Source organism: Pseudomonas sp. CFBP13509 (genome assembly GCF_005233485.1).
In the GTDB taxonomy this organism is placed as follows: Bacteria; Pseudomonadota; Gammaproteobacteria; order Pseudomonadales; family Pseudomonadaceae; genus Aquipseudomonas; species Aquipseudomonas marginalis.
This window is the reverse complement of sequence record NZ_QGAA01000022.1, coordinates 58,178-81,572: the sequence shown is the minus strand read 5'-3', so window position 1 is coordinate 81,572 and position 23,395 is coordinate 58,178. Positions and strand designations below refer to the sequence as shown.

Here is a 23,395-nt window from a genome sequence, read left to right as displayed (position 1 = left end):
CCGGCGCCGTTCTTCAATGAAGAACGGCGCCGGGCTTTTTTTGTATGGGCTGGTCGGGTTTTCCGTGCCACGTGCTGGCTCGCAACCACGACAAACATTATGTAACACTGCCAACAGATGCCTCGGTCGATAAGGATTGTTCACCGCCATGCTCGGACAGCACCCCCTGATTCAAAAACTGTACGACTTCGTATACGCCGAACAGGCCGCCAACTGGCAAAAACTTCAAGAGGTATGGGAACGTCCCTTGAAGGACAAGTTGCTGCAGGGCTGGACACAGGGCTTCGTTCGACTCGAACGTGGCGATACAGCCAAATTACTGTGGGCCTACCTCGACGACAACGAATCGCGCTTTCGTGCAGGTGACTTGCTGCGTCTGCATCTGGGCGATGCCCAAGGCCCGCTGCTATGCCAGGCCATGAAGTTCGAAAAGGAAGAGGATGATCGCTGGCTTCTCAGTTCGGATCAGGCAATGCTCATTTGGGAGAGCTATCAGGAAGGTGTTTGCTACGCGGACCCTGATGGCATGGACCTGACGCCGAAATATCTTCAAACCTTGCAGGATATTGAGAGCGACATACACGGTAACAACGCGATTCTTCCTTTGCTCGGCGATGCTCCCAATATCGGCTTCCATGACGCGGACCTCGAATACGCCGAGCAGATCGCGCTCAAAGAGGGCTGCAACCAGAAACAAGCCGAGGCCGTGGGTTTTGCCTTCGGTGCTGAACAGGTCGCCTGCATTCAAGGTCCACCCGGTACCGGCAAGACCAGAGCCCTTGCCCTGATTGCTCAGTTGCTGGTCGAGCGCGGCGAACGGGTGTTCATCACTTCGCATACACACATGGCCATCAACAACGCTCTGAGTAAGATTGCTGCGCGCGATGTGCCGACCGTCAAGGTCGGTGGCCGCCGGGAAGACCTCGACAAACACGTGGACTGGGCAGCCGAACCGGCCAGATGGGAAGGGATGCCAGAGGCAGGTCAAGGTTATGTGATTGGCGCCACGCCTTTTGCAACGTGTTCCTCATTGTCCAATTACAATTTCGACACGGTGATCTTCGACGAGGCCAGTCAGATCACCGTACCTCTCGCCCTGATGGCGATGCGCAAGGGCAAACGCTTTATTTTCATCGGCGACCAGAAACAACTTCCCCCCGTACTGCTTTCTCGCTCGGTTCTGTCAAAAGAATCCATGTCTGTGTTCGCCCGCCTGACGGCTCAGGATGCCGATCACACGGTAATGCTTGAAGAAACCTACCGGATGAATCGCTGGCTGACCCAGTGGCCCAGCCAAATGTATTACGGCGGGCGATTACGCGCCGCCGGGCGAAACAAGGACCGTCTCCTGTCGCCCATTCATCAGGCAGATGTCAGCGAAGCGCTTGATCCGCAAACCTGCGCGGTGTTCATCCCGACGCAGGACGCAAAAGCGCGGAACCGCAACCCAGCAGACGCCAGGTGCGTCGTCCAGTTGTGCCGGCAAGCGAACGACATGGGGCTGCCACTCCATGAAATCGGCATCGTGACGCCCTACCGTGCTCAGGGTCGAGCCATTCGCAAGGCGCTGGCCAAACAGTTCGGCAGCGAGGCCGCCAGTACAATCGTCGCGGATACTGTCGAGCGTATGCAGGGTCAGGAGCGGGAGTTGGTGATCCTGTCCCTGTGCAGTGGCGACGAAGCGTTTATCAGTGCAATCGGGACATTTTTCTTTCAGCCTGAGCGCCTGAACGTTTCCATCACACGCGCGATGACCAAGCTGATCATCATCGGGCCGGAGCTGCAGCACGGGATCATCTGTTCCAGCGAAACAGCACAGGCCTGGGCTGAGCAATACCGCCAGTTGATCAGCCAATGCCATAAGGTAAATTTCCCGCTATGACTCTTTTCATACCCGAATGGCAGCGCAGCAGCGGCTCCCAGCAACAGTGCAAGCGGGTACTCAAGAAGCTTGAGGATGACTACGTCGTCCGCAAATGCCTGACCCAAGACAGTTGGGCACCGGATTTTTTCCTACAGCGCGGTGAGCTTGAGTGGCTGGCGCTGATGGTGTGCGAGTTGCCGTACGATACGCTGGACCCGGACCAGCTGTTTTTGACCGCAGAGCAGACAGCATTCAGCCAGATGCTGGAGAAACTGGGAACATTCGAAACCCAGGCCGGTATCCCGGCCATGCGCAAGATGGTGGTGATGTGGGGCTGCGACTCCGAGCAAAGTAAAATCCTCTGGTCAAGGCATTGCGAAGGTCGGGGAATCTGGCTGATGTCGAAGAAGACGTTCCTTGAGTCCGGTGCAGAACAACTGCCCAAGCTGCTCAAGGCACTGTCTTCGGAAACCCGGCAGACCCTTATGGGCCGTTACTTTTCCGAGGCCGAAATAGCCGGGCTCCGCTCAACACGCCGTCAGTTTTCGCGCGACAACAGTGCCCGCACGCTGCGCTACTTTCTGGACCCTCAGCAAGAGTGGGCCAGCAAGCTCGACCTGGACCTTCCGGATGAGCAAACGGAAATGGCGGGGGATTTTTCCGTGCGGCTGATCAATGGTGTAGCGGGCAGCGGCAAAACGCTTATTGCTGCCAGTCGCGCCTATATCCTGGCCAGGAAATTCCCTGACCAGCAGGTTCTCATGCTGATTCACAACGTTCCTGTCGTGAAAGATCTGAAACACCGCCTGCAGCGCGTCTATGGGGAAATCCCCAAGAACCTCACCATCATGACGGCGCTGGGCTGGATCTCAAGGCAATGGAGGGCGCTGTTTAAAGAAACACTGAAGATGCCTAAGTTCACTACCGAAGCCATAGGCCTTATTCAGCATTTTCGCGACACGGAATACCGGGAACTGAAACCGGACAATAACCAGTTGCTTGATGAGTTCAACTTTATAAACGACAACGTCGTCATCGACGAGCCTGATTATCTCAAGGCAGAACGGGCAGGCCAGGGCTTTGCGCTGCGCAAAGAGGAGCGACAACAGGTCTGGGCGCTGTACGAACGGGTGACCAAAGCCCTGTTCAATCAGCATGGGCTGCGTTTATGGAGCTCGCTCCCCCGTGATCTGTGCCTGGCCAATCGCCCAGACACGCTGGAAGCCTATCAGCACATTCTGGTGGACGAGGCGCAGTTCTTCGCACCGTCGTGGTTCCAACTGATCAAACTCACCCTGGAAAAAACCGAGGGAACGCTGTTTTTATGCGCTGATCCGAATCAGGGCTTTCTGAAGAGCCGCCTTAGCTGGAAACGAGTCGGCCTGGATGTGGCGGGCAAGACCAAAAAGCTGCGCAAATCGTATCGCACCACCCAGGCCATACTAAGCGCTGCCAGCCAGATGCTGGCCGATATTACACAGACCGATCCGGACGAGTATCTGCAACCAGACTTCGACGGTATGGAAGCAGGTACACCGCCGCTGTTTGTTCTGTCGCCCTCTCCACAGGATGCCGTTGTCCAGGCCTGCAATGAAATTGGAGCGCATCGGAACAGCTATGAATTACCGTTGTCGGCGATGTTGCTGCTGTATGGCAAGGGCATAGACAAAGCGCTGTTAATGAAAACCCTGAAGAAGAGTTTCGGCACCGAGCGAATCTGGGACATGAATGATCCAGACGTCGTACCCGGTCATGATGAAACGCTGCGAATCGCGACAGTTGAAAGTGCAACCGGACTGGAAGCCAACGTAGTGTTTCTGGTTGGGCTGGAAAAATTGCTCAGGATTATCGAGCAGAAGGTTGGCATCACGGCCGACGAGCTGGAACAGAATGCTCGCAAGCTGTATATGGCGATGACTCGCGCAGGCCAACGGCTTGTGCTGATCTCGTCTACCCCGCTGCCGGAGAAAATTGCGGGGGTGTTTGTCCACACCGGGATGGAATAAAAAACGCCCAGGGCCATTCGGCAAAGAACAGCTCCGGGCGTTTTTCCGATGCCTGGGCTTAGAAAGCGCCCATGTAGTCACGCTTGCCCACTTCCACACCGTTGTGACGCAACAAGGCGTACGCGGTGGTGACGTGGAAGAAGAACTGCGGCAGGCCGTAGGTCAGCAGGTAGGACTGGCCGCTGAAGCGCTTCTCTTTCGGCGTACCTGGGCGGGTGATGATCTCGATGCCTTCCTTGCCGTCGACTTGCTCGGGCTTGATGGTGTCGACAAACGCCAGCACCTTGGCGATCAGCGCTTGCAGGTCGGCGAAGGTGACTTCGGTGTCTTCGTATTTTGGCACTTCGATCTCAGCCAGGCGTGCGGAAACACCCTTGGCGAAGTCGACGGCGATCTGCACCTGGCGCACCAGTTGGAACATGTCCGGGAACAGCCGCGCTTGCAGCAAGGCGTTGGGTTCGATGTTCTTGGCGGTGGCGTGGGCTTCGGCTTTGTTCAGCACATCGCTCAGGGCGCTGAGCATTTGCTTGAAGACCGGGATGGAGGCGGCGTACAGGGAAATAGTCATGGCAGTCTCATGGGTAGTGGCAGGGTTGGAACCAGCGGCGATTATAGACACGCCAGGCGCTTGTCTTTTATTTTTTCCGGCTTACGCTAGGCGGGGGCGTTCTCAATTAGTTTCCTCGCCGCGCTGGGCCTGGCCCGCTTTAAGGCGACAACGCGGCGGGGAAACTAATTGAGAACGCCCCCATTCACTGCATAGGGAAAGCGCGATGACCGCCGAGCACGACACCGACACCCCTGAGCCGCGCCTGAACAGCACGGAAATTCGCGTCCTGGGTTGCCTGATCGAAAAACAGGCGACCAACCCGGAAACCTATCCCCTGACCCTCAACGCCCTGGTCCTGGCCTGCAACCAGAAGACCAGCCGCGAGCCGGTGATGAACCTGAGCCAGGGCCAGGTTGGCCAGAGTCTGCGAGCACTGGAAGGCCAAGGCTTCACGCGCCTGGTGATGGGCAGCCGTGCCGACCGCTGGGAGCATCGCGTGGACAAGGCGCTGGAACTGGTGCCGGCCCAGGTGATCCTGACCGGGCTGCTGTTCTTGCGTGGGCCGCAGACGGTCAACGAACTGCTGACCCGCAGCGGGCGCATGCATGACTTCGAGGATGCCGAGCAGGTGGTGCACCAGTTGGAGCGCCTGATTGCCCGCGGGCTGGCGCTGCTGGTGCCGCGTCAGGCGGGGCAGCGGGAAGATCGCTATACCCATGCGCTGGGGGATCCGGCGGACATCGAGGTGATTATCGCGGCGCGGGGAAGCCCGGTGGAGCGCTCTGCCGGCGCAGTCTCACTGGATCGTATCGAAGAGCTTGAAGCACGAATTGCAGCTCTGGAGGAGCGATTGGCACAGCTGGAACAGGCCTGACACGGTCAAACATGTGGGAGGGGCTTGCCCCCTCCCACATTTAGAGCTGCAGTGGCCTTCAGTTGCGGGCGAAGGCTACTGCTGCCTGGAACTGTTCATCCGTAGGCCGCACGCCGGTATAAAGCACAAACTGCTCCAACGCCTGGATCGCAATCACCTCCAGCCCAGTGATTACCCGCTTGCCTTTGGCCCGTCCACGCACGATCAGTGGCGTTTCGGCGGGGATCGCCACCACATCGAAGACAGTGTCCGCTGCATCCACGGCATCCGCCTCGAACGCCAGGGCATCCGCCTCGGCCCCGCCGGTCATGCCGATGGGCGTCACGTTGATCAGCATCTGCGGGCGCAAATCGCCCAGTTCCGCCTGCCACTCATACTCCAGGTTATGCGCCAACGCCCGGCCCGCCGCTTCGTTACGCGCCACGATCACACCATTGGCGTAACCGCCATCCCGCAAGGCGCTCGCCACGGCCTTGGCCATACCGCCACTGCCACGCAGGGCGAAGGTCGAATCCTGCGGCACGGCGTGTTTCTTGAGCAATTGTTCGACGGCGATGTAGTCGGTGTTGTAGGCCTTGAGATGGCCATTGGTATTGACGATGGTATTCAGGGAGTCGATGGCTTGAACCGAATCGTCCAGTTCGTCCACTAAGGCAATGGCGGCCTCCTTGAAGGGCATGGACACCCCGCAACCCCGGATGCCCAACGCACGGATACCACCTATCGCGCCGGGCAAATCCTGGCTGCTGAAGGCTTTATAGTAGAAGTTCAGCCCCAGCTGTTCGTACAGGTGGTTATGAAAACGCAAGCCAAAATTCCCAGGGCGGGCCGACAGCGACATGCACAGTTGGGTGTCCTTGTTGGGGTGCATCTGCATGGATAACTCCTTTGAGTAAGCAAATCGGTACAGACCTTACACAACCTTTACCTAGCGGCCGTGCTGTTTTTCAGAAATACGTTGTCTTAAAAGTATCCCCGCGACATTACTTGAGTCTATTGATTGCAGACCACAAGCGCAGGGGCTAACCGAGGAATGACCATGATTCGTACAATCCCCAAGATCGCCTTGCTGGTAGGTGCACTCGCTATGGCAGGCCAAGCCTCCGCCCATGGTGGTGGATGGGGTGGCCCAGCCGTCTTGGGTGCCCTGGTCGGCGCCGCCGTAGTGGGCTCCGTGGTGGCCAGCCAGCCCCGTGAGGTCTATGTGCAGCAGCCGGTCTACGTGCAACCACAGCCGGTGTATGCCGCGCCCCCGCCCGTCTACTACGCACCACCGCCACCGGTGTACGTGCAGCAGGAGGTCTATTACCGCCCGGCGCCGGTCTACTACGGCCCACCGCGTGGCTACTATGGCCCGCCCCACGGCTATTACCGCCGCGGCTGGTAAGTCTCAACCGTCAGCTATGCAACAGGCCTCGCCCACCCGCGGGGCCTTTTCTTGTGGGTAACGTCCGGATTTATCCTGCCAAGGTCGCTCTGAGGACAATGGCCGGGCTGCAATCCCACATGATTAAGGTCGAAAGTCTACTTGCCCGAACGGGGCTCACGCTGTCATGTTTGTGTCACGACACACTCCCACTATCAATCCTGTCCACTCCATAACAACAAGGACGACTGACCATGCCCACACAAAATCCGCACCGCACCGCTGGCCTGTGTACGTCCAGCAAGGTCTACAGCGCCCTCACGGAGCTCAAGCACCTGGAAGGCCACCGCAGCGCCAAGTTCCTCGCGCTGCTGGCGGAAAACCTGGTGCACAAAGGCCTGCTTAATGAGCAGGAAGTGGTGAGCATGCTCGATCAAGTGGTCGACTGAGGCCTTTTGTTGATGTCGACTATCGAGCCAGATGATTTTTCCTGAGCGCCTGTGCCCCGTAAGGTGACCTCCATAGCGATTGGAGGTCCTTATGCCCACTGTTCAAATCATGTCCGTCATCGGCAGCGCCGTCCCTGCCCCGCTTCGAGAGCTGGGTTTATTGGCTTGCTGGTACGTGGTGCGCGACGGCGAAGCCATCAGCGGCCCGCTGACGACTAAAGACGCAGCGGAGAAGCAGTTACAAGCTACAAGCTACAAACTTGAAGCTTGAAGCTTGAAGCTGCCCCTCTACGGCAACGGCAACTTGACCCGCGGCTTGCTTTCGACAAACAACGCCCAACTGGACATGAACAACGCCGCCACCAGCGGCCCGATCACAAATCCGTTGAGGCCGAATACCGACAGGCCGCCCAGGGTCGAGATCAGGATCAGGTAGTCCGGCATCTTGGTGTCCTTGCCCACCAGGATCGGGCGTAATACGTTGTCCACCAGGCCGATCACAAACACGCCGAACAGGCCCAGCACCACACCCTGCCAGATCGAACCGCTCAACAGGAAGTAGGCGGCCACCGGCCCCCACACAATGCCCGCGCCCACGGCCGGCAGCAGTGACAGAAACGCCATCAACACCGCCCACAGCAACGCACTGGGAATGTCCAGGAACCAGAAGATCAAACCACCCAGCGCCCCCTGGGTCACGGCCACCAGCACGTTGCCCTTGACCGTGGCGCGCACCACCCGATTGAACTTGAGCTGCAACCGACGCTTCTGCGGCTCGGCCAGCGGCACCGCCGTGCGGACCTTGCGCACCAGTTCCGGGCCGTCCCGCAGCAGGAAAAACAGCAGGTACAGCATGATGAAAAAACTCACCAGGAAATCAAACGTGCCCTGACCGAAGCTGAACGCCTGGGTCGCAAAGAACTGGCTGCCCTGCATCGCGCTCTTGACGATCTTCTCGCGCAGCCCTTCCAGGTTGCCCATGCCGAAGCGGTCCAGCAGGTGCTGGAAGTACGGCGGCAGGAAGTTCTTGAACTGCTCGATATAGCCGGCCACGTCCAGCTTGCCACTCTCGACGTTTTTGTACAGCGTGGCGCCCTCTTGCACCAGCAATGCGCTGGTAATGATCACCGGCAGGATCGCGATCACCAGGCACACCATCAAGGTGGCCAGGGACGTCAGGTTGCGGTTCCAGCCGAAGCGCTGCTGCAGGCGACGCTGCATCGGCGCAAAGATGATGCCGAGGATCACCGCCCAGAACACTGCACCGTAGAACGGCAGCAATATCCAGATAAAGGCGACGGTCACCAGGGCCAGCAGTAGCAGCAGGGTCTTGAATTGCAGGTTGGTTTGATTCATGTCCGATCCATGTCAGAAAAGCAGGCCGCGCGTGTGCGTCCAGCTGCTTAGTCCACCGCAAATCCCGGGAGTGCCATCTTTGTTGCGGTAAGCGTAGACCCAGATCAATAAAGCCCGGCACATGTTGGGCTACGCTCGCGGCCTTTTGCGATCCGATCCCCATGCCTCTCGTCCTTGCCCCCGAACTGCTCGCCCCCGCCGGCACCCTGAAAAACATGCGCTACGCCTTCGCCTACGGCGCCGATGCAGTCTACGCCGGCCAGCCGCGCTACAGCCTGCGGGTGCGCAACAACGAGTTCGACCACGCCAACCTGGCGCTCGGCATCCAGGAAGCCCACGCGCTGGGCAAGCGGTTCTACGTGGTGGTGAACATCGCGCCACACAATGCCAAGCTCAAGACCTTCCTCAAGGACCTCGCCCCGGTGATCGCCATGGGCCCGGATGCGCTGATCATGTCCGACCCGGGCCTGATCATGCTGGTGCGCCGACACTTCCCGATGATGCCGATCCATCTGTCGGTGCAGGCCAATACGGTGAACTGGGCCAGCGTGGAGTTCTGGCAGCAGCAAGGGATTTGCCGGGTGATCCTGTCACGGGAGCTGTCCCTGGAAGAAATCGGCGAGATTCGCCAGCAGGTGCCGGCCATGGAGCTGGAAGTGTTTGTCCACGGTGCCTTGTGCATGGCCTATTCCGGGCGCTGCCTGCTCTCGGGCTACATGAACAAGCGTGACGCCAACCAGGGCACCTGCACCAATGCCTGCCGCTGGAAATACCAGGCCACCCCGGCGGTGGAAAACGCCACGGGCGATATTGTCCAGGTGTATCAACCGGAACCCACACTGGGGATCGGCGCGCCCACCGACCAGGTGTTCCTGCTGCAGGAAGCCAACCGCCCCGACGAACAGATGCCCGCCTTCGAGGATGAACACGGCACCTACATCATGAACGCCAAGGACCTGCGCGCCGTGCAGCATGTGGAGCGCCTGACCCACATGGGCGTGCATTCGCTGAAGATCGAAGGCCGCACCAAATCGCATTTCTACTGCGCCCGCACGACCCAGGTGTACCGCCAGGCAATCGATGATGCCGTGGCCGGCCGTGCGTTTGACCGCAACTTGATGACCGACCTGGAATCCCTGGCCCAACGCGGCTACACCGAAGGTTTCCTGCGCCGCCACGTGCACGACGAATACCAGAATTACCAGAACGGCAGCTCAGTGTCCGAGCGCCAGCAGTTTGTTGGCGAATTGACCGGCGAGCGCCGCGGCGAGTTGGCCGAGGTCAAGGTGAAGAACCGCTTTGCCGTCGGCAATCATCTGGAATTGATGACCCCCGCCGGCAACTTTCACTTTGACCTGTCCAGTCTGCACAACGCCAAGGGTGAAGCCATCGAAGTGGCGCCGGGGGATGGGCACACGGTGTATGTGCCCCTGCCAGCGCAGGTGGATCTGCGCTTTGGGTTGTTGATGCGCGATCTCTAGATCCTGAACTGCCCCACCAACTGCCCCAACCGCTGGCCCAGGTCCGCCAGACTGCGCGAGGTCTGGGCGCCCAACTGGGTTTCATCGGCCACGCTGTCCACCGCCACGGCAATCTGATGCACGCTGCGGTTGATCTCTTCGGCGACGGCGGTCTGTTCTTCGGCAGCGCTGGCAATCTGCGCGTTCATCGAGTTGATGGTGCCGATCAACTGGGCCATGGTGTCCAGGGACGCCCCGGCTTCGTTGGCCTTAGCCGAGGTGCCGTCGCCGGCATCGCTGGAGCGGCGCATGGCATCCACGGCCGCTTCGGTGCCTTTTTGCAGGCGGTCGATCATGCCCTGGATTTCCTGGGTGCTGGTTTGCGTGCGGCTGGCCAGGGCGCGCACCTCGTCGGCGACCACGGCAAAACCGCGCCCGGCCTCCCCTGCCCGCGCGGCCTCGATCGCCGCGTTGAGGGCCAGCAGGTTGGTTTGTTCGGCAATCGAGCGGATCACGCCGAGCACGCTGACAATCGACGACACGTCCTGCTGCAGGCTGTCGAGGGACACACCGCTGCTGCGGATGTCATTCACCAGCGCATGGATCTGCGCGATGCTGCCGTCCACCACGCGCTTGGCGGCCTGGCCTTCGGCGTCGGTCTGTTGCGCGGCCACGGAGGCGCCCTGGGCACTGCGCGCCACTTCTTGCGCTGCGGAGGACATCTGATTGATGGCGGTGGCCACCTGGTCGGTCTCGTGACGCTGGCGTTCCATGGCCTGCTCAGAACGCTGGGCCTGGTCGGACACCTGGCTGACCAGGCCGGTGAGTTGGGTGGTCATCTCGGTGATCTGGCGCACCAGGCCATGGATCTTGTCGACAAAGCGGTTGAACGCACCAGCCAGGTCGCCCAGCTCGTCCTGGCTGGTGATGGCCAGGCGGCGGGTCAAATCGCCTTCGCCGGCAGCAATGTCGTCGAGGTTGGCTTTCATCAAATGCAGCGGGCGCAAAATGGTGTTGGCCAGCAGCATGCCGGCAGCGGCGATCACCAGCAACACCACCACGGCCACGCCGAGGATGCTCAGCAGCACGCCTTCCATGCGCGTTTTCACTTTGGCTTCGACCACCGCCACCTGGGCTTCGATGCCATCCAGGTTCACCGAGGTACCGATGACCATGTCCCACTTGGGCAGGTATTCGGTGTAGCCCATCTTGGGCACCAGTTCGGTCTGGCCGGGCTGGGTCGAGCTGTATTGCAGGTAGTGGGTGCCGTCCTTGCCGACCTTGACCAGGTCGCGGTTGACGTAGACACCGTTGGGATCACGGTTGTCCTTGAAGCTCTTGCCCACGCCGTCGGGGCTGTTGCCCTTGAACAGGCGGATGGTCTCGGAGTCGTAGCCGAAGAAGTAACCGTCCTTGCCGTAGCTGGTGTTGGACAGCAGCTTGACCACCTCGGCCCGCGCCGCCGTATCGCCGGGGGCGGCCGCGTCATAGAGCGGCTTGATGGTGGTCATGGCCACTTCCACATAACTTTGCAGGGTGGCCTTGGCGTTGTTGAGCAGGCGCTGGCGGGTTTCATCCACCTCATTGCGCGCCTGGCCCTGGAGTATCCACACGGTGGTCAGGCTGATGACCACGGCGAACAGCAACACCGGCACAACGGCGAGGGACAGGACTTTGGCCTTCAGGCTCAGACGCATGGCTTTTCTCTCTTATTGGGCGACTTGAGAGGTTATCGGCCAGCGCCGGTGAATCTGTAGATCAGAGCGTCATCGCCGCCAACCAGCCAAACGCCAGCAATGGGAGGTTGTAGTGCAGGAACGTCGGCACCACGGTGTCCCAGATATGGTGATGCTGGCCGTCGATATTCAGGCCGGAGGTCGGGCCCAGGGTGGAGTCCGAGGCGGGCGAACCGGCATCACCCAGCGCCCCGGCGGTGCCGACGATGCACACGATGGCCAGCGGGCTGAAGCCCAGTTGCACACACAGCGGCACGAAAATCGCCGCCAGGATCGGTACTGTGGAAAACGACGAGCCGATGCCCATGGTCACCAGCAGCCCCACCAGCAACATCAACAACGCCCCCACCCCACGGCTATGGCCGATGAACGCCGCCGAGGTTTCCACCAGCGAGCGTACGTCGCCGGTAGCCTTGAGCACTTCGGCAAAGCCTGACGAGGCGATCATGATGAAGCCGATCATCGCCATCATCTTCATGCCTTCGGTAAACAGGTCGTCGGTGTCGCGCCAGCGCACGATGCCCGAGACCGAGAAGATCAGGAACCCGGCCAAGGCGCCGATAATCATGGAGTCCAGCCACAACTGGATGATGAACGCCGAGGCAATCGCCAGGCCCGCCACCGCCAGGGTCAGCGGGTTGTACTGCACCGCCACTTGCTCGACCCGCTCGATTTTCTCCAGGTCATACACGCGCTTCTTGCGGTAGCTGATAAACACCGCCACCAGCAGCCCGACCACCATGCCCAGCGCCGGCAGGCTCATGGCGTGGGTGACGTTGACCTGGCTGATGTCCACGCCGCTCTTGGCCACGTTGGCCAGCAGGATCTGGTTGAGGAAGATATTGCCGAAGCCCACCGGCAGGAACATGTACGGCGTGATCAGGCCGAAGGTCATCACGCAGGCGATCAGGCGGCGGTCCAACTGCAATTTGGTCAGCACATACAACAGGGGCGGCACCAGCAACGGGATAAACGCGATATGGATCGGCAGGATGTTCTGCGACGCAATCGCGACCACCCACAGCAGGCCGATCAGCAGCCATTTGACGTGGTTGCCGCCGCTGGCTTGCTGACGGTCGACCAGCAGCAAGGCCCTGTCCGCCAGGGCGTGGGCCAGGCCGGACTTGGCAATCGCCACGGCGAAAGCGCCGAGCAAGGCGTAGGACAAGGCCACGGTCGCCCCCCCTCCCAAGCCACCGTTGAACGCCTTGAGCGTGGCCTCGATGCCCAGGCCACCGGTCAGGCCGCCCACCAGGGCGCCGACAATAATGGCGATGACCACATGCACGCGGGACAGGCTGAGCACCAGCATGGTGCCGACCGCGGCGATGACTGCGTTAATCATGGTTACCTCAAGCAGAAACATACAAAACAGGCATGCCCGCGCCCGGGCGGCCATCGGATGGCAGCCGGCGTGCAGGCTTGAAGGAGGTCTTATTAGAGGGCGCGCACTGTGCAGCAGGTCGCGCCACATGTCAAAAAGCGACGCCGCTTTCAGGTTTAAATTGATCGTTTGAATAAAGAAAATTCCAGATCGGCCGATAACCGTGCTCTATGTGTTTTCAGGTAAGGATGTACCGATGTCCCTCAGACAGCTCTCCATTCAATGGAAAATCACCCTGCTCGCCGGCCTGTGCCTGCTGGGGATCGTGACCCTGCTGGTGGGTTTGTCGTTGTACCGCATGGCGCAGAGTTCCGAGCAGGTCAAGGCTTCCAGCATGCAGATGCTCGATGAAGCGGCCCAGGCTCGCATCGAGGCCCAAGGTGAGGTGCAGGCCGCGGGCATCCGCCGGCAATTCATGGACGCCTATCAATATGGGCACGGGTTTTCCCGCCAGGTCCTGTTCCTGCGTGAGCAAGCCGAAAAACGCTTCCTCGACGCCTTCGACACCCGCGAAGACCTGACCCGCCAGGTCAAGGCCGCCCTGCAGGCCAACCCGGAACTGCTGGGGCTGTCCCTGGTATTCGAAGCCAATGCGCTGGATGGCAAGGATGAGTTGTTTGCCGACCAGGCCGAACTGGGCAGCAACGACAAGGGCCGCTTCGCCCTGTACTGGTCGCAGCCGACGCCGGGCACGCTGACATCGATGGCACTGCCGGAAAGCGACATGTCCGACACCCGCGTCGGCCCCAGCGGCGAACCGGCCAACGCCTGGTTCACCTGCCCGCGCAGCACCTTCAAGCCGTGTGTGATCGAACCGTACTTTTATGTGATCGACGGGCAAAACGTGCTGATGACCAGCATCGTGTTTCCGTTGACGGTCAATGGCAAGGTGATCGCTTCGCTGTCGGTGGACATCAACCTCAACAGCCTGCAGGCCGTGAGCCAGCAGGCCAGCCAGAAGCTGTATGACGGCCAGACCCAGGTCAGTATCCTCAGCCCCACCGGTTTGCTTGCCGGCTACAGCGCGGACGCCAGCCAGTTGAGCAAACGCCTGGATCAGGTCGATACGCAAAGCGGCGCGCAATTGATCAGCGCCCTGGCCGGCGGGACACAGACCCGCAGTCTGCGCACCGACCATCAACTCAAGGTGCTGGCGCCGTTCGCGCCGATTCCCGACGGCAAGCCATGGGGGGTGTTGCTGGATGTACCGGAAAAAGTCCTGGTGGGGCCGGCTGAAGCACTGAAGACCCAGATGGACGCCGATAATACCCGCGGCACCCTGCTGGAACTGGGCTTGGGCCTGCTGGCTGCCGTGATCGGCCTGATCCTGGTCTGGCTGATGGCCCGCAGCGTGACCCGACCGATCCTCGGCGTGGCCCATATGCTTGAAGACATCGCCAGCGGCGAAGGCGACCTGACCCGCCGCCTGGCGTATGACAAACAGGACGAACTGGGCCAGCTCGCCGGCTGGTTCAACCGTTTCCTCGACAAGCTGCAACCCATCATTGCCGAAGTCAAACGCTCGGTGCAGGACGCCCGTGGCACCGCCGACCAGTCCGCCGCGATTGCGACGCAAACCAGCGCCGGCATGGAGCAGCAGTACCGCCAGGTCGACCAGGTGGCCACCGCCTCCCACGAAATGAGCGCCACCGCCCAGGACGTGGCCCGCAGCGCCGCCCAGGCGGCCCAGGCCGCGCGGGATGCCGACCAGGCTACCCGCGACGGCCTGACAGTGATCGACCGCACCACCACCAACATCGGCCAACTGGCGGCCGATATGAGCACCGCCATGGCCCAGGTCGAAGGCCTGTCTGCCAACAGTGAGAAGATCGGCTCCGTGCTCGAAGTGATTCGCGGCATCGCCGAGCAAACCAACCTGCTGGCGCTCAACGCGGCAATCGAAGCCGCCCGCGCCGGTGAGGCCGGCCGGGGGTTTGCCGTGGTCGCCGACGAGGTACGCAACCTGGCACGGCGGACCCAGGAGTCGGTGGAGGAAACCCGCCTGGTGATCGAGCAATTGCAGAGCGGTACCGAAGAGGTCGTCGGCTCCATGGGCAACAGCTATCGCCAGGCCCAGGGCAGTGTCGAACAGGTCGGCGAGGCCGTTACCTCCCTGCGCCAGATCGGCGATGCGGTCACGGTGATCAGCGACATGAACCTGCAAATCGCCAGCGCTGCCGAAGAACAAAGCGCGGTGGCCGAAGAGATCAACCACAATGTGGCGACCATTCGCGATGTGACCGAGTCGTTGTCGGAACAGGCCAATGAGTCGGCGCGGGTGAGCCAGGCGTTGAACAGCCTGGCCAATCAGCAGCAGGGGTTGATGGACCAGTTCCGCGTCTGAGTGATCGCTCCTACGCGTGGATACCGTCTTATCCAACACCACACACATCCGTAGCAGCTGCCGAGCCTTGGCGAGGCTGCGTCGGCCGCGACTCGAGCTTGAATCGGCAGTGCGGCCGACGCAGCCTCGCTTGCGCTCGGCAGCTGCTACGGGGGTGGGGCCGTGAGGTGGATTGGTTTTCGTAGCAGCTGTCGAGCGCAAGCGAGGCTGCGTCGGCCGCGGCTCGAGCTTGAGTCGGCAGCGCGCCTGACGCAGCCTCGCTTGCGCTCGGCAGCTGCGGATTTGCGCGGTGTTGGATAAGACGGTATCTACGGGGGTGTTTTCAGATCTGGCGGCGTGGCAATTCGATCAGTGCCTTGAGCCCGCCCAGCTCGCTCTCCTGCAACTGCAACACCCCGCCCCACACCTCGACAATGTCGCGCACGATCCCCAGCCCCAGGCCATGGCCGTCGATCTGTTCGTCCAGGCGTGCACCGCGGCTGAAGACCTGGTCACGCTGGGCCTCGGGAATCCCGGGACCGTCATCTTCCACCGCCAGCAGGTAAGCATGCGGCGTCTCGCTGACGCTCACGCGCACCTCCGCATCCGCCCATTTGCAGGCGTTGTCCAGCAGGTTGCCGAGCAGCTCCAGCAGGTCTTCGCGGTCCCAGGGCAGTTGCAGACCCGGCGCGACGTGGTAACTGAGGTCCAGGTGTTCGCCATGGATCATGTTCAACGTGGCGAGCAGGCCGGGCAGTTCTTGTTCACAGTCGAACAAGGCACCCGGCAGGGTTTCGCCGGCCAGCCGGGCGCGATTGAGTTCACGGTTGAGGCGTTGTTGCACCTGCTCCAATTGTTCGCGCAGCAGTTTGCTCAGTTCGGGGTGATCCTTGAGCGCCTCGCTCGAGGCGGCGCTCAACAGCACCGCCAGCGGGGTTTTCAGCGCATGCCCAAGGTTGCCGAGGGCATTGCGCGAACGTTTGAGACTGTCTTCGGTGTGGGCCAGCAGGTGGTTGATCTGGGCGACCAGTGGTTCCAGTTCCAGCGGCACCTGGGTGTCGAGTTGCGAGCGTTGGCCTTGTTGCAGTTGGGCGATCTGGTTACGCGCGTTTTCCAGCGGGCGCAAGGCGCGACGTACGGTGACTCGCTGCAAAAACAACACCAGCAGCAGTGCCGCCAGCCCCAGCACCAGGCCGATCCGACGCATCAGGCGAAAACTTTCCCGCACCGGGGTGTAGTCCTGGGCCACGCTGATGGAAATCGATTGGCCAAAGCGCTTGTAGTCCGAACGCAGCACCAGCAATTGCTGGCCTTCGGGCCCCAATTGCAGGTTGCCCTTGAGCCCGGCCTCGGGCAGTCGGGGCAATTCCTGGTCCCACAGCGAACGGGAGCGCCAGTGAGTGTCGGCAAAATCGATACGGAAATAATGCCCGGAAAACGGCCGCTGGTAGGCCGGCGACAGGCGCTGCTCATCCAGTTGCACACCGTTGGGCCCGCGTACCAGGGCGACCAGCAGGTTCTCGGCATCGTTGCGCAACCCCGCTTCCAGGTAGCGTTGCAAACCGGCCTCGAACAACCACAGGCTGGTTTGCGCCAGTACCACGCCGACGATCACCATCACGCTGATCAGGCCCAGGCTCAGGCGGCGCTGAATCGACTTCATGCAGGGCTGGCGCCAAAGCGGTAACCCTGGCCCCGCCGGGTTTCGATCACGCTGCGGCCGAGTTTGCGGCGCAGGTGGTTGACGTGCACTTCCAGCACGTTGGAGTCGCGCTCGGTCTCGCCGTCGTACAGGTGCTCGGCCAGGTGGCTTTTCGAGAGGATCTGTTCGGGGTGCAGCATGAAGTAGCGCAACAGGCGAAATTCTGCGGCGGTCAGTTGGATCTCGTCGCCATCGCGCAGCACGCACTGGCGGCCTTCGTCCAGGTGCAGGCCGGCAGCTTGCAAGGTGGGTTGGTTGGCCTGCCCGTGGGAGCGGCGCAACAGCGCCTGGATGCGCAGGTGCAGCTCTTCGGGGTGAAACGGTTTGCTCAGGTAATCGTCGGCACCGGCCTTGAGCCCTTCGATGCGCTCGGCCCAGGAGTCGCGGGCGGTGAGGATCAACACCGGGGTGGTCAGCGCGGCGGCGCGCCATTGCGCCAGCACCTCAAGGCCGGGCAAACCGGGCAGGCCGAGGTCGAGGATGATCAGGTCGTAGGGTTCGCTGCGGCCCTGATACGCGGCGTCACGGCCGTCGGCCAGCCAGTCGACGGCATAACCCTGGCGCTGCAGGCCGGCCAGCAGTTCATCGGCCAGGGGTACGTTGTCTTCCACCAGGAGCAGGCGCATCAGTCTTCCTCATCTTTGATCAGTACACCGTTGGTGGCGTCGAGTTTGATCTCGCGCACCACGCCGTCGGTGGTCACCAGTTCCACTTCGTAGGCATATTGGCCGTGCTTTTTCTCAAGCTCGGCTTCCAGCAGGCGCGAGCCGGGATACCGCGCCATGGCCTGCTGCAACAGTTGCTCCAGAGGCAGGATCACCCCCTGCTGGCGCAGCGCCAAGGCTTCGTCCTGGTTGAGGTCGCGGGCCTGCAAGCCTGAGCAGAACACCACCAGCACCAACGCCACTCGACTGCCGGCGCGTAAATTTACCTTCATTACGTATCCTGATGATTCTTGAGAACCTGCCCGGTAAGCGCGTCCAATTCGACCTCCCATTCAATGCCGTCGGCATCTTGCAGTTCGACTTCATAGACATACTTGCCGTAAGCCTCGTCCAGGTCGGTGTCCAACAGCGTTGAACCGGGGTGCAGGGCCTGGGCTGTGGCTTCGAGCTGGTCGAAAGCGACAATTGTAACAGTGGCGGGCACGATCAGTGGTTTGTCGGGGTCCACGGCTCCGGCCTGAGTCGCCGTGGAGGCGATGATAGCGGCGGCGACCAGAGCAGTGAGGCGTTTCATGATGAGTCTCCGTTACACGATGTTTTTCCTACGCCGGCCACGGTAGCGGCTGCAACTTAACTGAAACTGAATTGCCACCATGGCAATTTCCAGCAGGCGCGACGGGCTACGATGTTTATTCAGGACTCACGCGGTATCGTTAACGTTTTTCGCGAGCACGCTTGCGCCTACACCTCGCTTCAACAGAGACCGGTATGACAGCCATCCATATCAAGTTCCCCGCCCTGACCCTCAAGGCCGGCAAACGCGCCTTTGCGCACATTCGCGAACAGGGTTTCAAGCCTGCGGATGTCGGCATCCTTCCCGGTGCGGCCGGCGGCCCCAAGGCGCTGGGGATCCAGGGCCTGGACCTGGCGCTGTTCGGCGACTGGCTGCCGCGCGCACCGCGGGAGCGGGCGTTGATCGGCGCATCGATCGGTTCCTGGCGGTTTGCCAGCGCCTGCCTGCCCGACCCGGTGCAAGGCCTGCTGGACCTCGGCCGCCTGTACAACGAACAACGCTTTGCCAAAGGCGTGACCATGGCCGAAGTCAGCCGCAGCTGCCAGCGCATGCTCGACGACCTGCTGGCCGGCCGCGATGCACGGGTGCTGGACAACCCCGACTACCGGCTGAACATCATGGTGGTCAAGAGCCACGGCCTGCTCGCCGATGACCACCGTGGGCGCCTGGGTTTGGGCCTGTCATCGGTGATTGCCGACAACCTGCGCGGCCGTGCGCGGCTGGCGCGGCATTTCGAGCGGCTGATCATCCACGACCCGCGCCAGGCACCGCCGGTGCACCCGCTGAAGGATTTTCCATCGCGCTTTCTTGAGCTGGACATGGGTAACCTGCGCCAGGCGCTGCTGGCGTCCGGGTCGATCCCCATGGTGATGCAAGGCGTGCGCGACCTGCCCGGAGCCGGCACCGGCACTTACCGCGACGGCGGCCTGCTGGACTACCACCTCGACCTGCCCTACCACGGCGACGACATCGTGCTGTACCCGCACTTCACCGACCGGGTCATCCCCGGCTGGTTCGACAAGGGCCTGCCATGGCGGCGCAGCAACCCACAAGGCTTGCAGGATGTGTTGCTGCTGGCGCCGTCCAGGGACTACCTGGCCCGCCTGCCCCACTGCAAACTGCCGGACCGCAGCGACTTCAAGCGCTTCATGGGCGACGACCCGAGCCGCAACAAGTACTGGCAAACCGCGATGAGCGAGAGCCGGCGGCTGGGGGATGAGTTTCTGCAGCTGGCCGATAACGGTGGCCTGGGCGAGCGCTTGCAGGCGCTTTGACCCAGCGGTATGCGCGGCATGGGATCAAGCTGTTAAACTCGCCGCCTGCCAGATACCTGACCGAGCTGAAAATACTGTGGAAATCTTCAAAGAGTTTACCTTCGAGTCCGCCCACCGCCTGCCCCACGTACCGGAAGGCCACAAGTGCGGGCGCCTGCATGGGCATTCGTTCAAGGTGGCGATCCACCTGAGCGGCGACCTGGATCCCCATACCGGCTGGATTCGTGACTTCTCGGAGATCAAGGCGATTTTCAAGCCGCTCTACGAACGCCTCGACCACAACTACCTCAATGACATCCCAGGCCTGGAAAACCCCACCAGCGAAGTGCTGACCAAGTGGATCTGGACTGAACTCAAGCCGCTGCTGCCGGAGCTCAGTGCGATCCGCATCCACGAGACCTGCACCAGTGGCTGCATCTATCGCGGCGAGTAAACCTGCGCTGTTAAAAAACCACCCTTGCGGTGGTTTTTTTGTGCCTCCCGTAGCACCCTTCCACCCTTGCCCTTCTTCGCGACCGAGGAGATGTCCATGGAAACTACCTGGCTGGCCCAGGCCAAACGCTTGCAAGCATTGGCCTCCACGGGGCTGCACTTTTGCACCGATGATTTCGAGCGCGAACGCCTGGAAGAAATCGCCGAGATTGCCCACAGCATGCTGGCACAGCTGGGCAACGTGCCGCTGGAGCGCATCACCGGGCTGGTGTCGGATTTCGCCCAGCGCTATTCGACGCCGATGATCGACGTACGTGGCGCGGTGATCGAGGGTGAGCGGATTCTGCTGGTGCGCGAGGCCACCGACGGTTGCTGGGCGCTGCCCGGTGGTTATGCCGATATCGGGTTGTCGGCGGCGGAAAACATCATCAAGGAAATTCGCGAGGAAGCCGGGCTGAGCGTTACTGCGCGGGCACTGTATAGCGTCACCCACAAGGCCAAGGGGCTGTACCGGCCGGATGTGCGGGATTTCTACAAGTTGTATTTCCTGTGTGAACGGGTGGATCAACTGGCGCCGGTGGCCGGGTTCGAGACCACCGAGGTGGGCTTTTTCAGCCTGGACGAGCTGCCGCCGCTGTCCCGTGGGCGCACCATCGAAAGTGATCTGGAGGCGGCGTTCGCCTTTCATCGCGGCGAGACCACGCAGACGCTGTTCGACTGATCCAATTTGTATCACTGCTGCACCGCTTTCGTGCCCGACTGGGCACAACGAACACTCCCGCCTGCGTTCCCCGCCTGTTTGGCTATAAATACTGTGCACAGTGCACAGCGACAACCGTGCGCCTGTCACTGCCGGTGATTTGGCACGCCCGGTGCAACAGGCCTGCGTCACTCATTCAGGGAGCACGCACATGACGCAGCAAGAACCGGGCAACGATTACCCCTTAAGCGAAGTCCCCATGCATGCGCGCAAAGGCCTGGCGTCGACCGCCATGGTGCTGCTGGGCTTTACCTTTTTTACCGCGACCATGTTTGCCGGCGGCAAGCTCGGGGTGGCGTTCAGTTTCACCGAGATGCTCGGCGTGGTGGCCTTGGGTAACCTGCTGTTGGGTATCTACGCCGCAGGCCTGGGTTACATCGCGTTCAAGAGCGGGTTGAACTCGGTGTTGATGGGCCGCTTCTGCTTTGGCGAGGTGGGCAGCAAGCTCAGTGACTTGATCCTCGGGTTCACCCAGATCGGCTGGTACGCCTGGGGCACCGCCACGGCGGCCGTGGTGCTGGGCAAGTATTTCGAGCTGAGCCAGGGCAGCGTGCTGGCGTTGATGGTGCTGTTCGGCCTGGTGTTTTGCGCCACGGCCTACGTGGGCTATCGCGGGCTGGAGATTCTTTCCTACATCGCGGTGCCAGCCATGGGCCTGTTGCTGTTGCTGTCGATGTGGGTCGCCACGGTGAAAGTCGGCGGGCTGGATGGGCTGCTGGCGGTGGTGCCGACCGGCGAGCTGGATTTGTCCACGGCGATCACCCTGGTGTTCGGCACGTTCGTCAGCGGCGCCACCCAGGCCACCAACTGGACGCGGTTTTCCCGCTCGGCCAAGGTCGCGGTGCTGGCCAGCCTGATCGGGTTCTTTATCGGCAATGGTTTGATGGTGCTGATCGGCGCCTATGGCGCGATCGTCTACCAACAGCCCGACGTGGTCGAAGTGTTGCTGCTGCAAGGCTTTGCCATGGCGGCAATGGCCATGTTACTGCTCAATATCTGGAGCACCCAGGACAACACCATCTACAACTTCGCCGTGGCCGGCTGCAACCTGCTGCGCACCAAGCGGCGCAAAACCGTGACCTTGGCGGGTGCGGTGATCGGCACCTTGCTGGCGTTGCTGGGTATGTACGACATGCTGGTGCCGTACCTGATCCTGCTGGGCACGGTGATTCCGCCGATTGGCGGGGTGATCATGGCGGACTTCTTCTACCGCTGGCGCGGCCACTACCCGCGCCTGGCGGATGCGCGCCTGCCAGCCTTCAACTGGGCCGGGCTGGTGGCGTACGCAGTGGGTACCGTGCTGGCGTTCAACTCGCCGTGGATCGCGCCGTTGGTGGGCATCGCTGCCGCGTCGCTGACCTACGTCGCGCTCACCGCCGTGCTGCGCGTGCCTTTGGCTGATGCCCGGGCATGAGCCTGACCATTGCGGATGTACTGGCGTTGCCGGGACTGGAATCCATGCGCCTGCGCGCCGGCGCTGCCGCCCTGGATAACGTCGTGCGTTGGCCTTATGTGGCGGAAAACAGTGGGATCGCCGAGTGGGTGCTGGGCGGTGAATTGGTGTTCGTCACCGGCATCAACCACCCACGGGATGAGGCCAACCTCCTGCAACTGCTGGACGAAGCCTGCCAGCGCCAAGTGGCCGGGTTGGTGATCCTGACGGGAGCGGCGTATATCCAGGCAATTCCCCAGCGCTTGCTCGACGCCGCCGAAACCGCCGGCATGCCGCTGATCGAACAGCCCTACTCGCTGAAAATGGTACTGGTGACCCAGGCGATTGGTTCGGCGCTGATCCAGTCCGAGCAACTGGGACGCTCGCGGCACGACGTGCTGGAGCGCTTGCTGAGCGGGGATTATCAATCCCTGGATTTGCTGCTGCATCGGGCCGTGCAATTGAATATGCCACTGGCCGGGCATTGGCAGGTCGCCCAACTGCAATTGGAAGGCAGTGAGTTGCTGTTTGCCCAGGGTGACGCGGCACAGGTGGAGGCACAGCTGGCGCGGCAACACGACGGTATCAGTCGGCGCTTGCGTCAATTATCGGCGGTACTGCCGGTACTGGGGCGCGCCGGACAATGGACCCTGCTGCTGCCGGCACCGGATGCCGTCACGGCCTTGGCCAACCGCCAGCAACTGGCCAACTGGCTGAACCCGCTCAACCTGCGCCTGGCGCCGCTGAAATTGTTTATCGGCCTGAGCGCCGCTGCACACCCACCCGCGCGCCTGGCCCAGGCGCAGGACGAAGCACGCCAGGCATTGGTGGCGGCACGACGCTTCAGCGAGCGTGCCGGGCTGTGCGTGTATGACGAACTGGGCGTGCTCAAGCTGCTCAGCGGTGTGCGTGATCGCGCCCTGCTCGACCAGTTCCTCAATGAACGCCTGGGCCCGCTGCTGCGTCACGACCTGCACCACGGGCCCAGCCTGATGCCGACCCTGGAAGCCTGGTTTCACGAGAATGGTAACCTTGTGGCTGCCGCCCAGCGCCTGGCCTTGCACCGCAATACCCTGACACACCGTGTCCAGCGCATCGAAGCCCTGTGCGGTCTGACACTGGATAACGCTTATGACCGCCTGGACATCGGCATCGCCCTGATGATCTGGCGGCTGTCTGCCTGATTGT

22 protein-coding genes and 2 pseudogenes are annotated in these 23,395 nt (G+C 61.6%); 14 read left to right on the top strand and 10 right to left on the bottom strand.

All coding sequences use genetic code 11. The annotated features are described in order from the left end of the window. The first annotated feature begins 148 nt into the window (after window positions 1-148). Both PspCFBP13509_RS27145 and PspCFBP13509_RS27140 read left to right on the top strand, forming a co-directional pair. On the top strand, window positions 149-1,882 hold the full coding sequence (locus PspCFBP13509_RS27145; RefSeq protein WP_137212947.1) for a DEAD/DEAH box helicase: 1,734 nt from the start codon (window positions 149-151) through the stop codon (window positions 1,880-1,882). Next, a complete protein-coding gene (locus PspCFBP13509_RS27140) occupies window positions 1,879-3,870 on the top strand; it encodes a 3'-5' exonuclease (protein WP_065947076.1) in 1,992 nt (663 codons plus the stop codon). Before PspCFBP13509_RS27145 ends, PspCFBP13509_RS27140 begins: the two co-directional genes overlap by 4 nt. Before the next feature lie 58 nt (window positions 3,871-3,928). Here the strand turns inward: PspCFBP13509_RS27140 and PspCFBP13509_RS27135 are convergent, their stop codons facing one another. Continuing rightward, window positions 3,929-4,438 carry a DUF1993 domain-containing protein gene (locus PspCFBP13509_RS27135; RefSeq protein WP_065926947.1) on the bottom strand — a complete coding sequence of 170 codons (510 nt, stop codon included), beginning with the start codon at window positions 4,436-4,438 and terminating at the stop codon, window positions 3,929-3,931. A gap of 205 nt (window positions 4,439-4,643) precedes the next feature. Between PspCFBP13509_RS27135 and PspCFBP13509_RS27130 the strand changes: the two genes are divergently transcribed. Next, the gene (locus tag PspCFBP13509_RS27130; protein ID WP_065926946.1) at window positions 4,644-5,294 is read left to right on the top strand and encodes a YceH family protein; all 651 of its coding nucleotides are present in this window, start codon (window positions 4,644-4,646) and stop codon (window positions 5,292-5,294) included. Between the two features lie 58 nt (window positions 5,295-5,352). Here the strand turns inward: PspCFBP13509_RS27130 and PspCFBP13509_RS27125 are convergent, their stop codons facing one another. Next, a complete protein-coding gene (locus PspCFBP13509_RS27125; RefSeq protein WP_137212946.1) occupies window positions 5,353-6,171 on the bottom strand; it encodes a shikimate 5-dehydrogenase in 819 nt (272 codons plus the stop codon). Window positions 6,172-6,327: 156 nt separating this feature from the next. On the opposite strand from PspCFBP13509_RS27125, the gene PspCFBP13509_RS27120 reads away from it, so the two are divergent. From PspCFBP13509_RS27120 to PspCFBP13509_RS27110, 3 genes are all read left to right on the top strand, one after another. Beyond that, on the top strand, window positions 6,328-6,681 hold the full coding sequence (locus PspCFBP13509_RS27120; protein ID WP_027603153.1) for a hypothetical protein: 354 nt from the start codon (window positions 6,328-6,330) through the stop codon (window positions 6,679-6,681). Between the two features lie 233 nt (window positions 6,682-6,914). Then, window positions 6,915-7,109, top strand: a complete 195-nt coding sequence (locus tag PspCFBP13509_RS27115) for a hypothetical protein (protein WP_027603152.1) — start codon at window positions 6,915-6,917, stop codon at window positions 7,107-7,109. 91 nt (window positions 7,110-7,200) lie between these two features. After that, complete coding sequence (locus tag PspCFBP13509_RS27110) at window positions 7,201-7,380, top strand: hypothetical protein (RefSeq protein WP_065926944.1); 180 nt, start codon at window positions 7,201-7,203, stop codon at window positions 7,378-7,380. 17 nt (window positions 7,381-7,397) lie between these two features. Here the strand turns inward: PspCFBP13509_RS27110 and PspCFBP13509_RS27105 are convergent, their stop codons facing one another. Next, window positions 7,398-8,465, bottom strand: coding sequence for an AI-2E family transporter (locus PspCFBP13509_RS27105; protein WP_027603150.1), 1,068 nt, complete (start codon window positions 8,463-8,465; stop codon window positions 7,398-7,400). Window positions 8,466-8,626: 161 nt separating this feature from the next. Here PspCFBP13509_RS27105 and trhP point away from each other — a divergent pair, with 161 nt between their 5' ends. Continuing rightward, window positions 8,627-9,946, top strand: a complete 1,320-nt coding sequence (trhP, locus tag PspCFBP13509_RS27100; RefSeq protein WP_065926943.1) for a prephenate-dependent tRNA uridine(34) hydroxylase TrhP — start codon at window positions 8,627-8,629, stop codon at window positions 9,944-9,946. Here trhP and PspCFBP13509_RS32300 read toward each other — a convergent pair. The 3 genes and pseudogenes from PspCFBP13509_RS32300 to PspCFBP13509_RS27090 all read right to left on the bottom strand — a co-directional run bounded on the left by PspCFBP13509_RS32300 (window position 9,943) and on the right by PspCFBP13509_RS27090 (window position 13,003). Next, window positions 9,943-10,698 carry a methyl-accepting chemotaxis protein gene (locus PspCFBP13509_RS32300; RefSeq protein ID WP_370671271.1) on the bottom strand — a complete coding sequence of 252 codons (756 nt, stop codon included), beginning with the start codon at window positions 10,696-10,698 and terminating at the stop codon, window positions 9,943-9,945. The genes trhP and PspCFBP13509_RS32300 overlap by 4 nt on opposite strands. Before the next feature lie 102 nt (window positions 10,699-10,800). After that, window positions 10,801-11,622: pseudogene (locus PspCFBP13509_RS32295) on the bottom strand (cache domain-containing protein); the annotation flags it as partial. A 61-nt stretch (window positions 11,623-11,683) separates the two neighbouring features. After that, window positions 11,684-13,003, bottom strand: coding sequence for a Na+/H+ antiporter family protein (locus tag PspCFBP13509_RS27090; RefSeq protein ID WP_161985740.1), 1,320 nt, complete (start codon window positions 13,001-13,003; stop codon window positions 11,684-11,686). Between the two features lie 238 nt (window positions 13,004-13,241). Between PspCFBP13509_RS27090 and PspCFBP13509_RS32290 the strand changes: the two are divergent. Both PspCFBP13509_RS32290 and PspCFBP13509_RS32285 read left to right on the top strand, forming a co-directional pair. Then, window positions 13,242-14,531, top strand: a pseudogene (locus PspCFBP13509_RS32290) (HAMP domain-containing protein); the annotation flags it as partial. Between the two features lie 102 nt (window positions 14,532-14,633). Continuing rightward, window positions 14,634-15,389, top strand: a complete 756-nt coding sequence (locus PspCFBP13509_RS32285) for a methyl-accepting chemotaxis protein (protein ID WP_446730750.1) — start codon at window positions 14,634-14,636, stop codon at window positions 15,387-15,389. A 322-nt stretch (window positions 15,390-15,711) separates the two neighbouring features. Here PspCFBP13509_RS32285 and PspCFBP13509_RS27080 read toward each other — a convergent pair whose 3' ends face one another. Genes PspCFBP13509_RS27080 through PspCFBP13509_RS27065 form a run of 4 tightly spaced genes read right to left on the bottom strand, consistent with a single transcriptional unit; the run spans window position 15,712 to window position 18,309 of the window. Then, window positions 15,712-17,031: a sensor histidine kinase gene (locus tag PspCFBP13509_RS27080; protein WP_137212944.1), complete on the bottom strand. Its 1,320-nt coding sequence runs from the start codon at window positions 17,029-17,031 to the stop codon at window positions 15,712-15,714. Next, window positions 17,028-17,696, bottom strand: coding sequence for a response regulator transcription factor (locus PspCFBP13509_RS27075; protein WP_065926938.1), 669 nt, complete (start codon window positions 17,694-17,696; stop codon window positions 17,028-17,030). Before PspCFBP13509_RS27075 ends, PspCFBP13509_RS27080 begins: the two co-directional genes overlap by 4 nt. Beyond that, on the bottom strand, window positions 17,696-18,007 hold the full coding sequence (locus PspCFBP13509_RS27070) for a PepSY domain-containing protein (RefSeq protein WP_027603140.1): 312 nt from the start codon (window positions 18,005-18,007) through the stop codon (window positions 17,696-17,698). Before PspCFBP13509_RS27070 ends, PspCFBP13509_RS27075 begins: the two co-directional genes overlap by 1 nt. Then, a complete protein-coding gene (locus PspCFBP13509_RS27065) occupies window positions 18,007-18,309 on the bottom strand; it encodes a PepSY domain-containing protein (RefSeq protein WP_065926937.1) in 303 nt (100 codons plus the stop codon). The genes PspCFBP13509_RS27070 and PspCFBP13509_RS27065 overlap by 1 nt, the downstream gene beginning before the upstream one ends. A 194-nt stretch (window positions 18,310-18,503) precedes the next feature. Here PspCFBP13509_RS27065 and PspCFBP13509_RS27060 point away from each other — a divergent pair, with 194 nt between their 5' ends. The 5 genes from PspCFBP13509_RS27060 to PspCFBP13509_RS27040 all read left to right on the top strand — a co-directional run bounded on the left by PspCFBP13509_RS27060 (window position 18,504) and on the right by PspCFBP13509_RS27040 (window position 23,391). Then, window positions 18,504-19,583, top strand: coding sequence for a hypothetical protein (locus tag PspCFBP13509_RS27060; RefSeq protein WP_074845293.1), 1,080 nt, complete (start codon window positions 18,504-18,506; stop codon window positions 19,581-19,583). A 76-nt stretch (window positions 19,584-19,659) separates the two neighbouring features. Then, window positions 19,660-20,016 (top strand): 6-carboxytetrahydropterin synthase QueD, encoded by a 357-nt coding sequence (gene queD, locus PspCFBP13509_RS27055; RefSeq protein WP_074845290.1) that lies wholly within the window; start codon window positions 19,660-19,662, stop codon window positions 20,014-20,016. Between the two features lie 96 nt (window positions 20,017-20,112). Continuing rightward, window positions 20,113-20,736 carry an NUDIX hydrolase gene (locus PspCFBP13509_RS27050; RefSeq protein WP_027603137.1) on the top strand — a complete coding sequence of 208 codons (624 nt, stop codon included), beginning with the start codon at window positions 20,113-20,115 and terminating at the stop codon, window positions 20,734-20,736. A gap of 190 nt (window positions 20,737-20,926) precedes the next feature. Beyond that, window positions 20,927-22,189 (top strand): cytosine permease, encoded by a 1,263-nt coding sequence (gene codB / locus PspCFBP13509_RS27045; RefSeq protein ID WP_137212943.1) that lies wholly within the window; start codon window positions 20,927-20,929, stop codon window positions 22,187-22,189. Beyond that, window positions 22,186-23,391 carry a PucR family transcriptional regulator gene (locus PspCFBP13509_RS27040; protein ID WP_065926933.1) on the top strand — a complete coding sequence of 402 codons (1,206 nt, stop codon included), beginning with the start codon at window positions 22,186-22,188 and terminating at the stop codon, window positions 23,389-23,391. The genes codB and PspCFBP13509_RS27040 overlap by 4 nt, the downstream gene beginning before the upstream one ends. The last annotated feature ends 4 nt before the right edge of the window (window positions 23,392-23,395 follow it).

Bases quoted from the DNA above. Each gene is read 5' to 3' on its own strand.
- PspCFBP13509_RS27120 (WP_027603153.1), top strand. From the start codon at position 6,328: ATGACCATGATTCGTACAATCCCCAAGATCGCCTTGCTGGTAGGTGCA.
- PspCFBP13509_RS27140 (WP_065947076.1), top strand. From the start codon at position 1,879: ATGACTCTTTTCATACCCGAATGGCAGCGCAGCAGCGGCTCCCAGCAA.
- PspCFBP13509_RS27105 (WP_027603150.1), bottom strand. From the start codon at position 8,465: ATGAATCAAACCAACCTGCAATTCAAGACCCTGCTGCTACTGCTGGCC.
- PspCFBP13509_RS27065 (WP_065926937.1), bottom strand. From the start codon at position 18,309: ATGAAACGCCTCACTGCTCTGGTCGCCGCCGCTATCATCGCCTCCACG.
- PspCFBP13509_RS27145 (WP_137212947.1), top strand. From the start codon at position 149: ATGCTCGGACAGCACCCCCTGATTCAAAAACTGTACGACTTCGTATAC.
- PspCFBP13509_RS27115 (WP_027603152.1), top strand. From the start codon at position 6,915: ATGCCCACACAAAATCCGCACCGCACCGCTGGCCTGTGTACGTCCAGC.
- PspCFBP13509_RS27135 (WP_065926947.1), bottom strand. From the start codon at position 4,438: ATGACTATTTCCCTGTACGCCGCCTCCATCCCGGTCTTCAAGCAAATG.
- PspCFBP13509_RS32300 (WP_370671271.1), bottom strand. From the start codon at position 10,698: ATGGAACGCCAGCGTCACGAGACCGACCAGGTGGCCACCGCCATCAAT.
- PspCFBP13509_RS27070 (WP_027603140.1), bottom strand. From the start codon at position 18,007: ATGAAGGTAAATTTACGCGCCGGCAGTCGAGTGGCGTTGGTGCTGGTG.
- trhP (WP_065926943.1), top strand. From the start codon at position 8,627: ATGCCTCTCGTCCTTGCCCCCGAACTGCTCGCCCCCGCCGGCACCCTG.
- codB (WP_137212943.1), top strand. From the start codon at position 20,927: ATGACGCAGCAAGAACCGGGCAACGATTACCCCTTAAGCGAAGTCCCC.
- PspCFBP13509_RS27125 (WP_137212946.1), bottom strand. From the start codon at position 6,171: ATGCAGATGCACCCCAACAAGGACACCCAACTGTGCATGTCGCTGTCG.
- PspCFBP13509_RS27075 (WP_065926938.1), bottom strand. From the start codon at position 17,696: ATGCGCCTGCTCCTGGTGGAAGACAACGTACCCCTGGCCGATGAACTG.
- PspCFBP13509_RS27080 (WP_137212944.1), bottom strand. From the start codon at position 17,031: ATGAAGTCGATTCAGCGCCGCCTGAGCCTGGGCCTGATCAGCGTGATG.
- PspCFBP13509_RS27130 (WP_065926946.1), top strand. From the start codon at position 4,644: ATGACCGCCGAGCACGACACCGACACCCCTGAGCCGCGCCTGAACAGC.
- PspCFBP13509_RS27110 (WP_065926944.1), top strand. From the start codon at position 7,201: ATGCCCACTGTTCAAATCATGTCCGTCATCGGCAGCGCCGTCCCTGCC.
- PspCFBP13509_RS27040 (WP_065926933.1), top strand. From the start codon at position 22,186: ATGAGCCTGACCATTGCGGATGTACTGGCGTTGCCGGGACTGGAATCC.
- PspCFBP13509_RS32285 (WP_446730750.1), top strand. From the start codon at position 14,634: ATGGAGCAGCAGTACCGCCAGGTCGACCAGGTGGCCACCGCCTCCCAC.
- PspCFBP13509_RS27050 (WP_027603137.1), top strand. From the start codon at position 20,113: ATGGAAACTACCTGGCTGGCCCAGGCCAAACGCTTGCAAGCATTGGCC.
- PspCFBP13509_RS27060 (WP_074845293.1), top strand. From the start codon at position 18,504: ATGACAGCCATCCATATCAAGTTCCCCGCCCTGACCCTCAAGGCCGGC.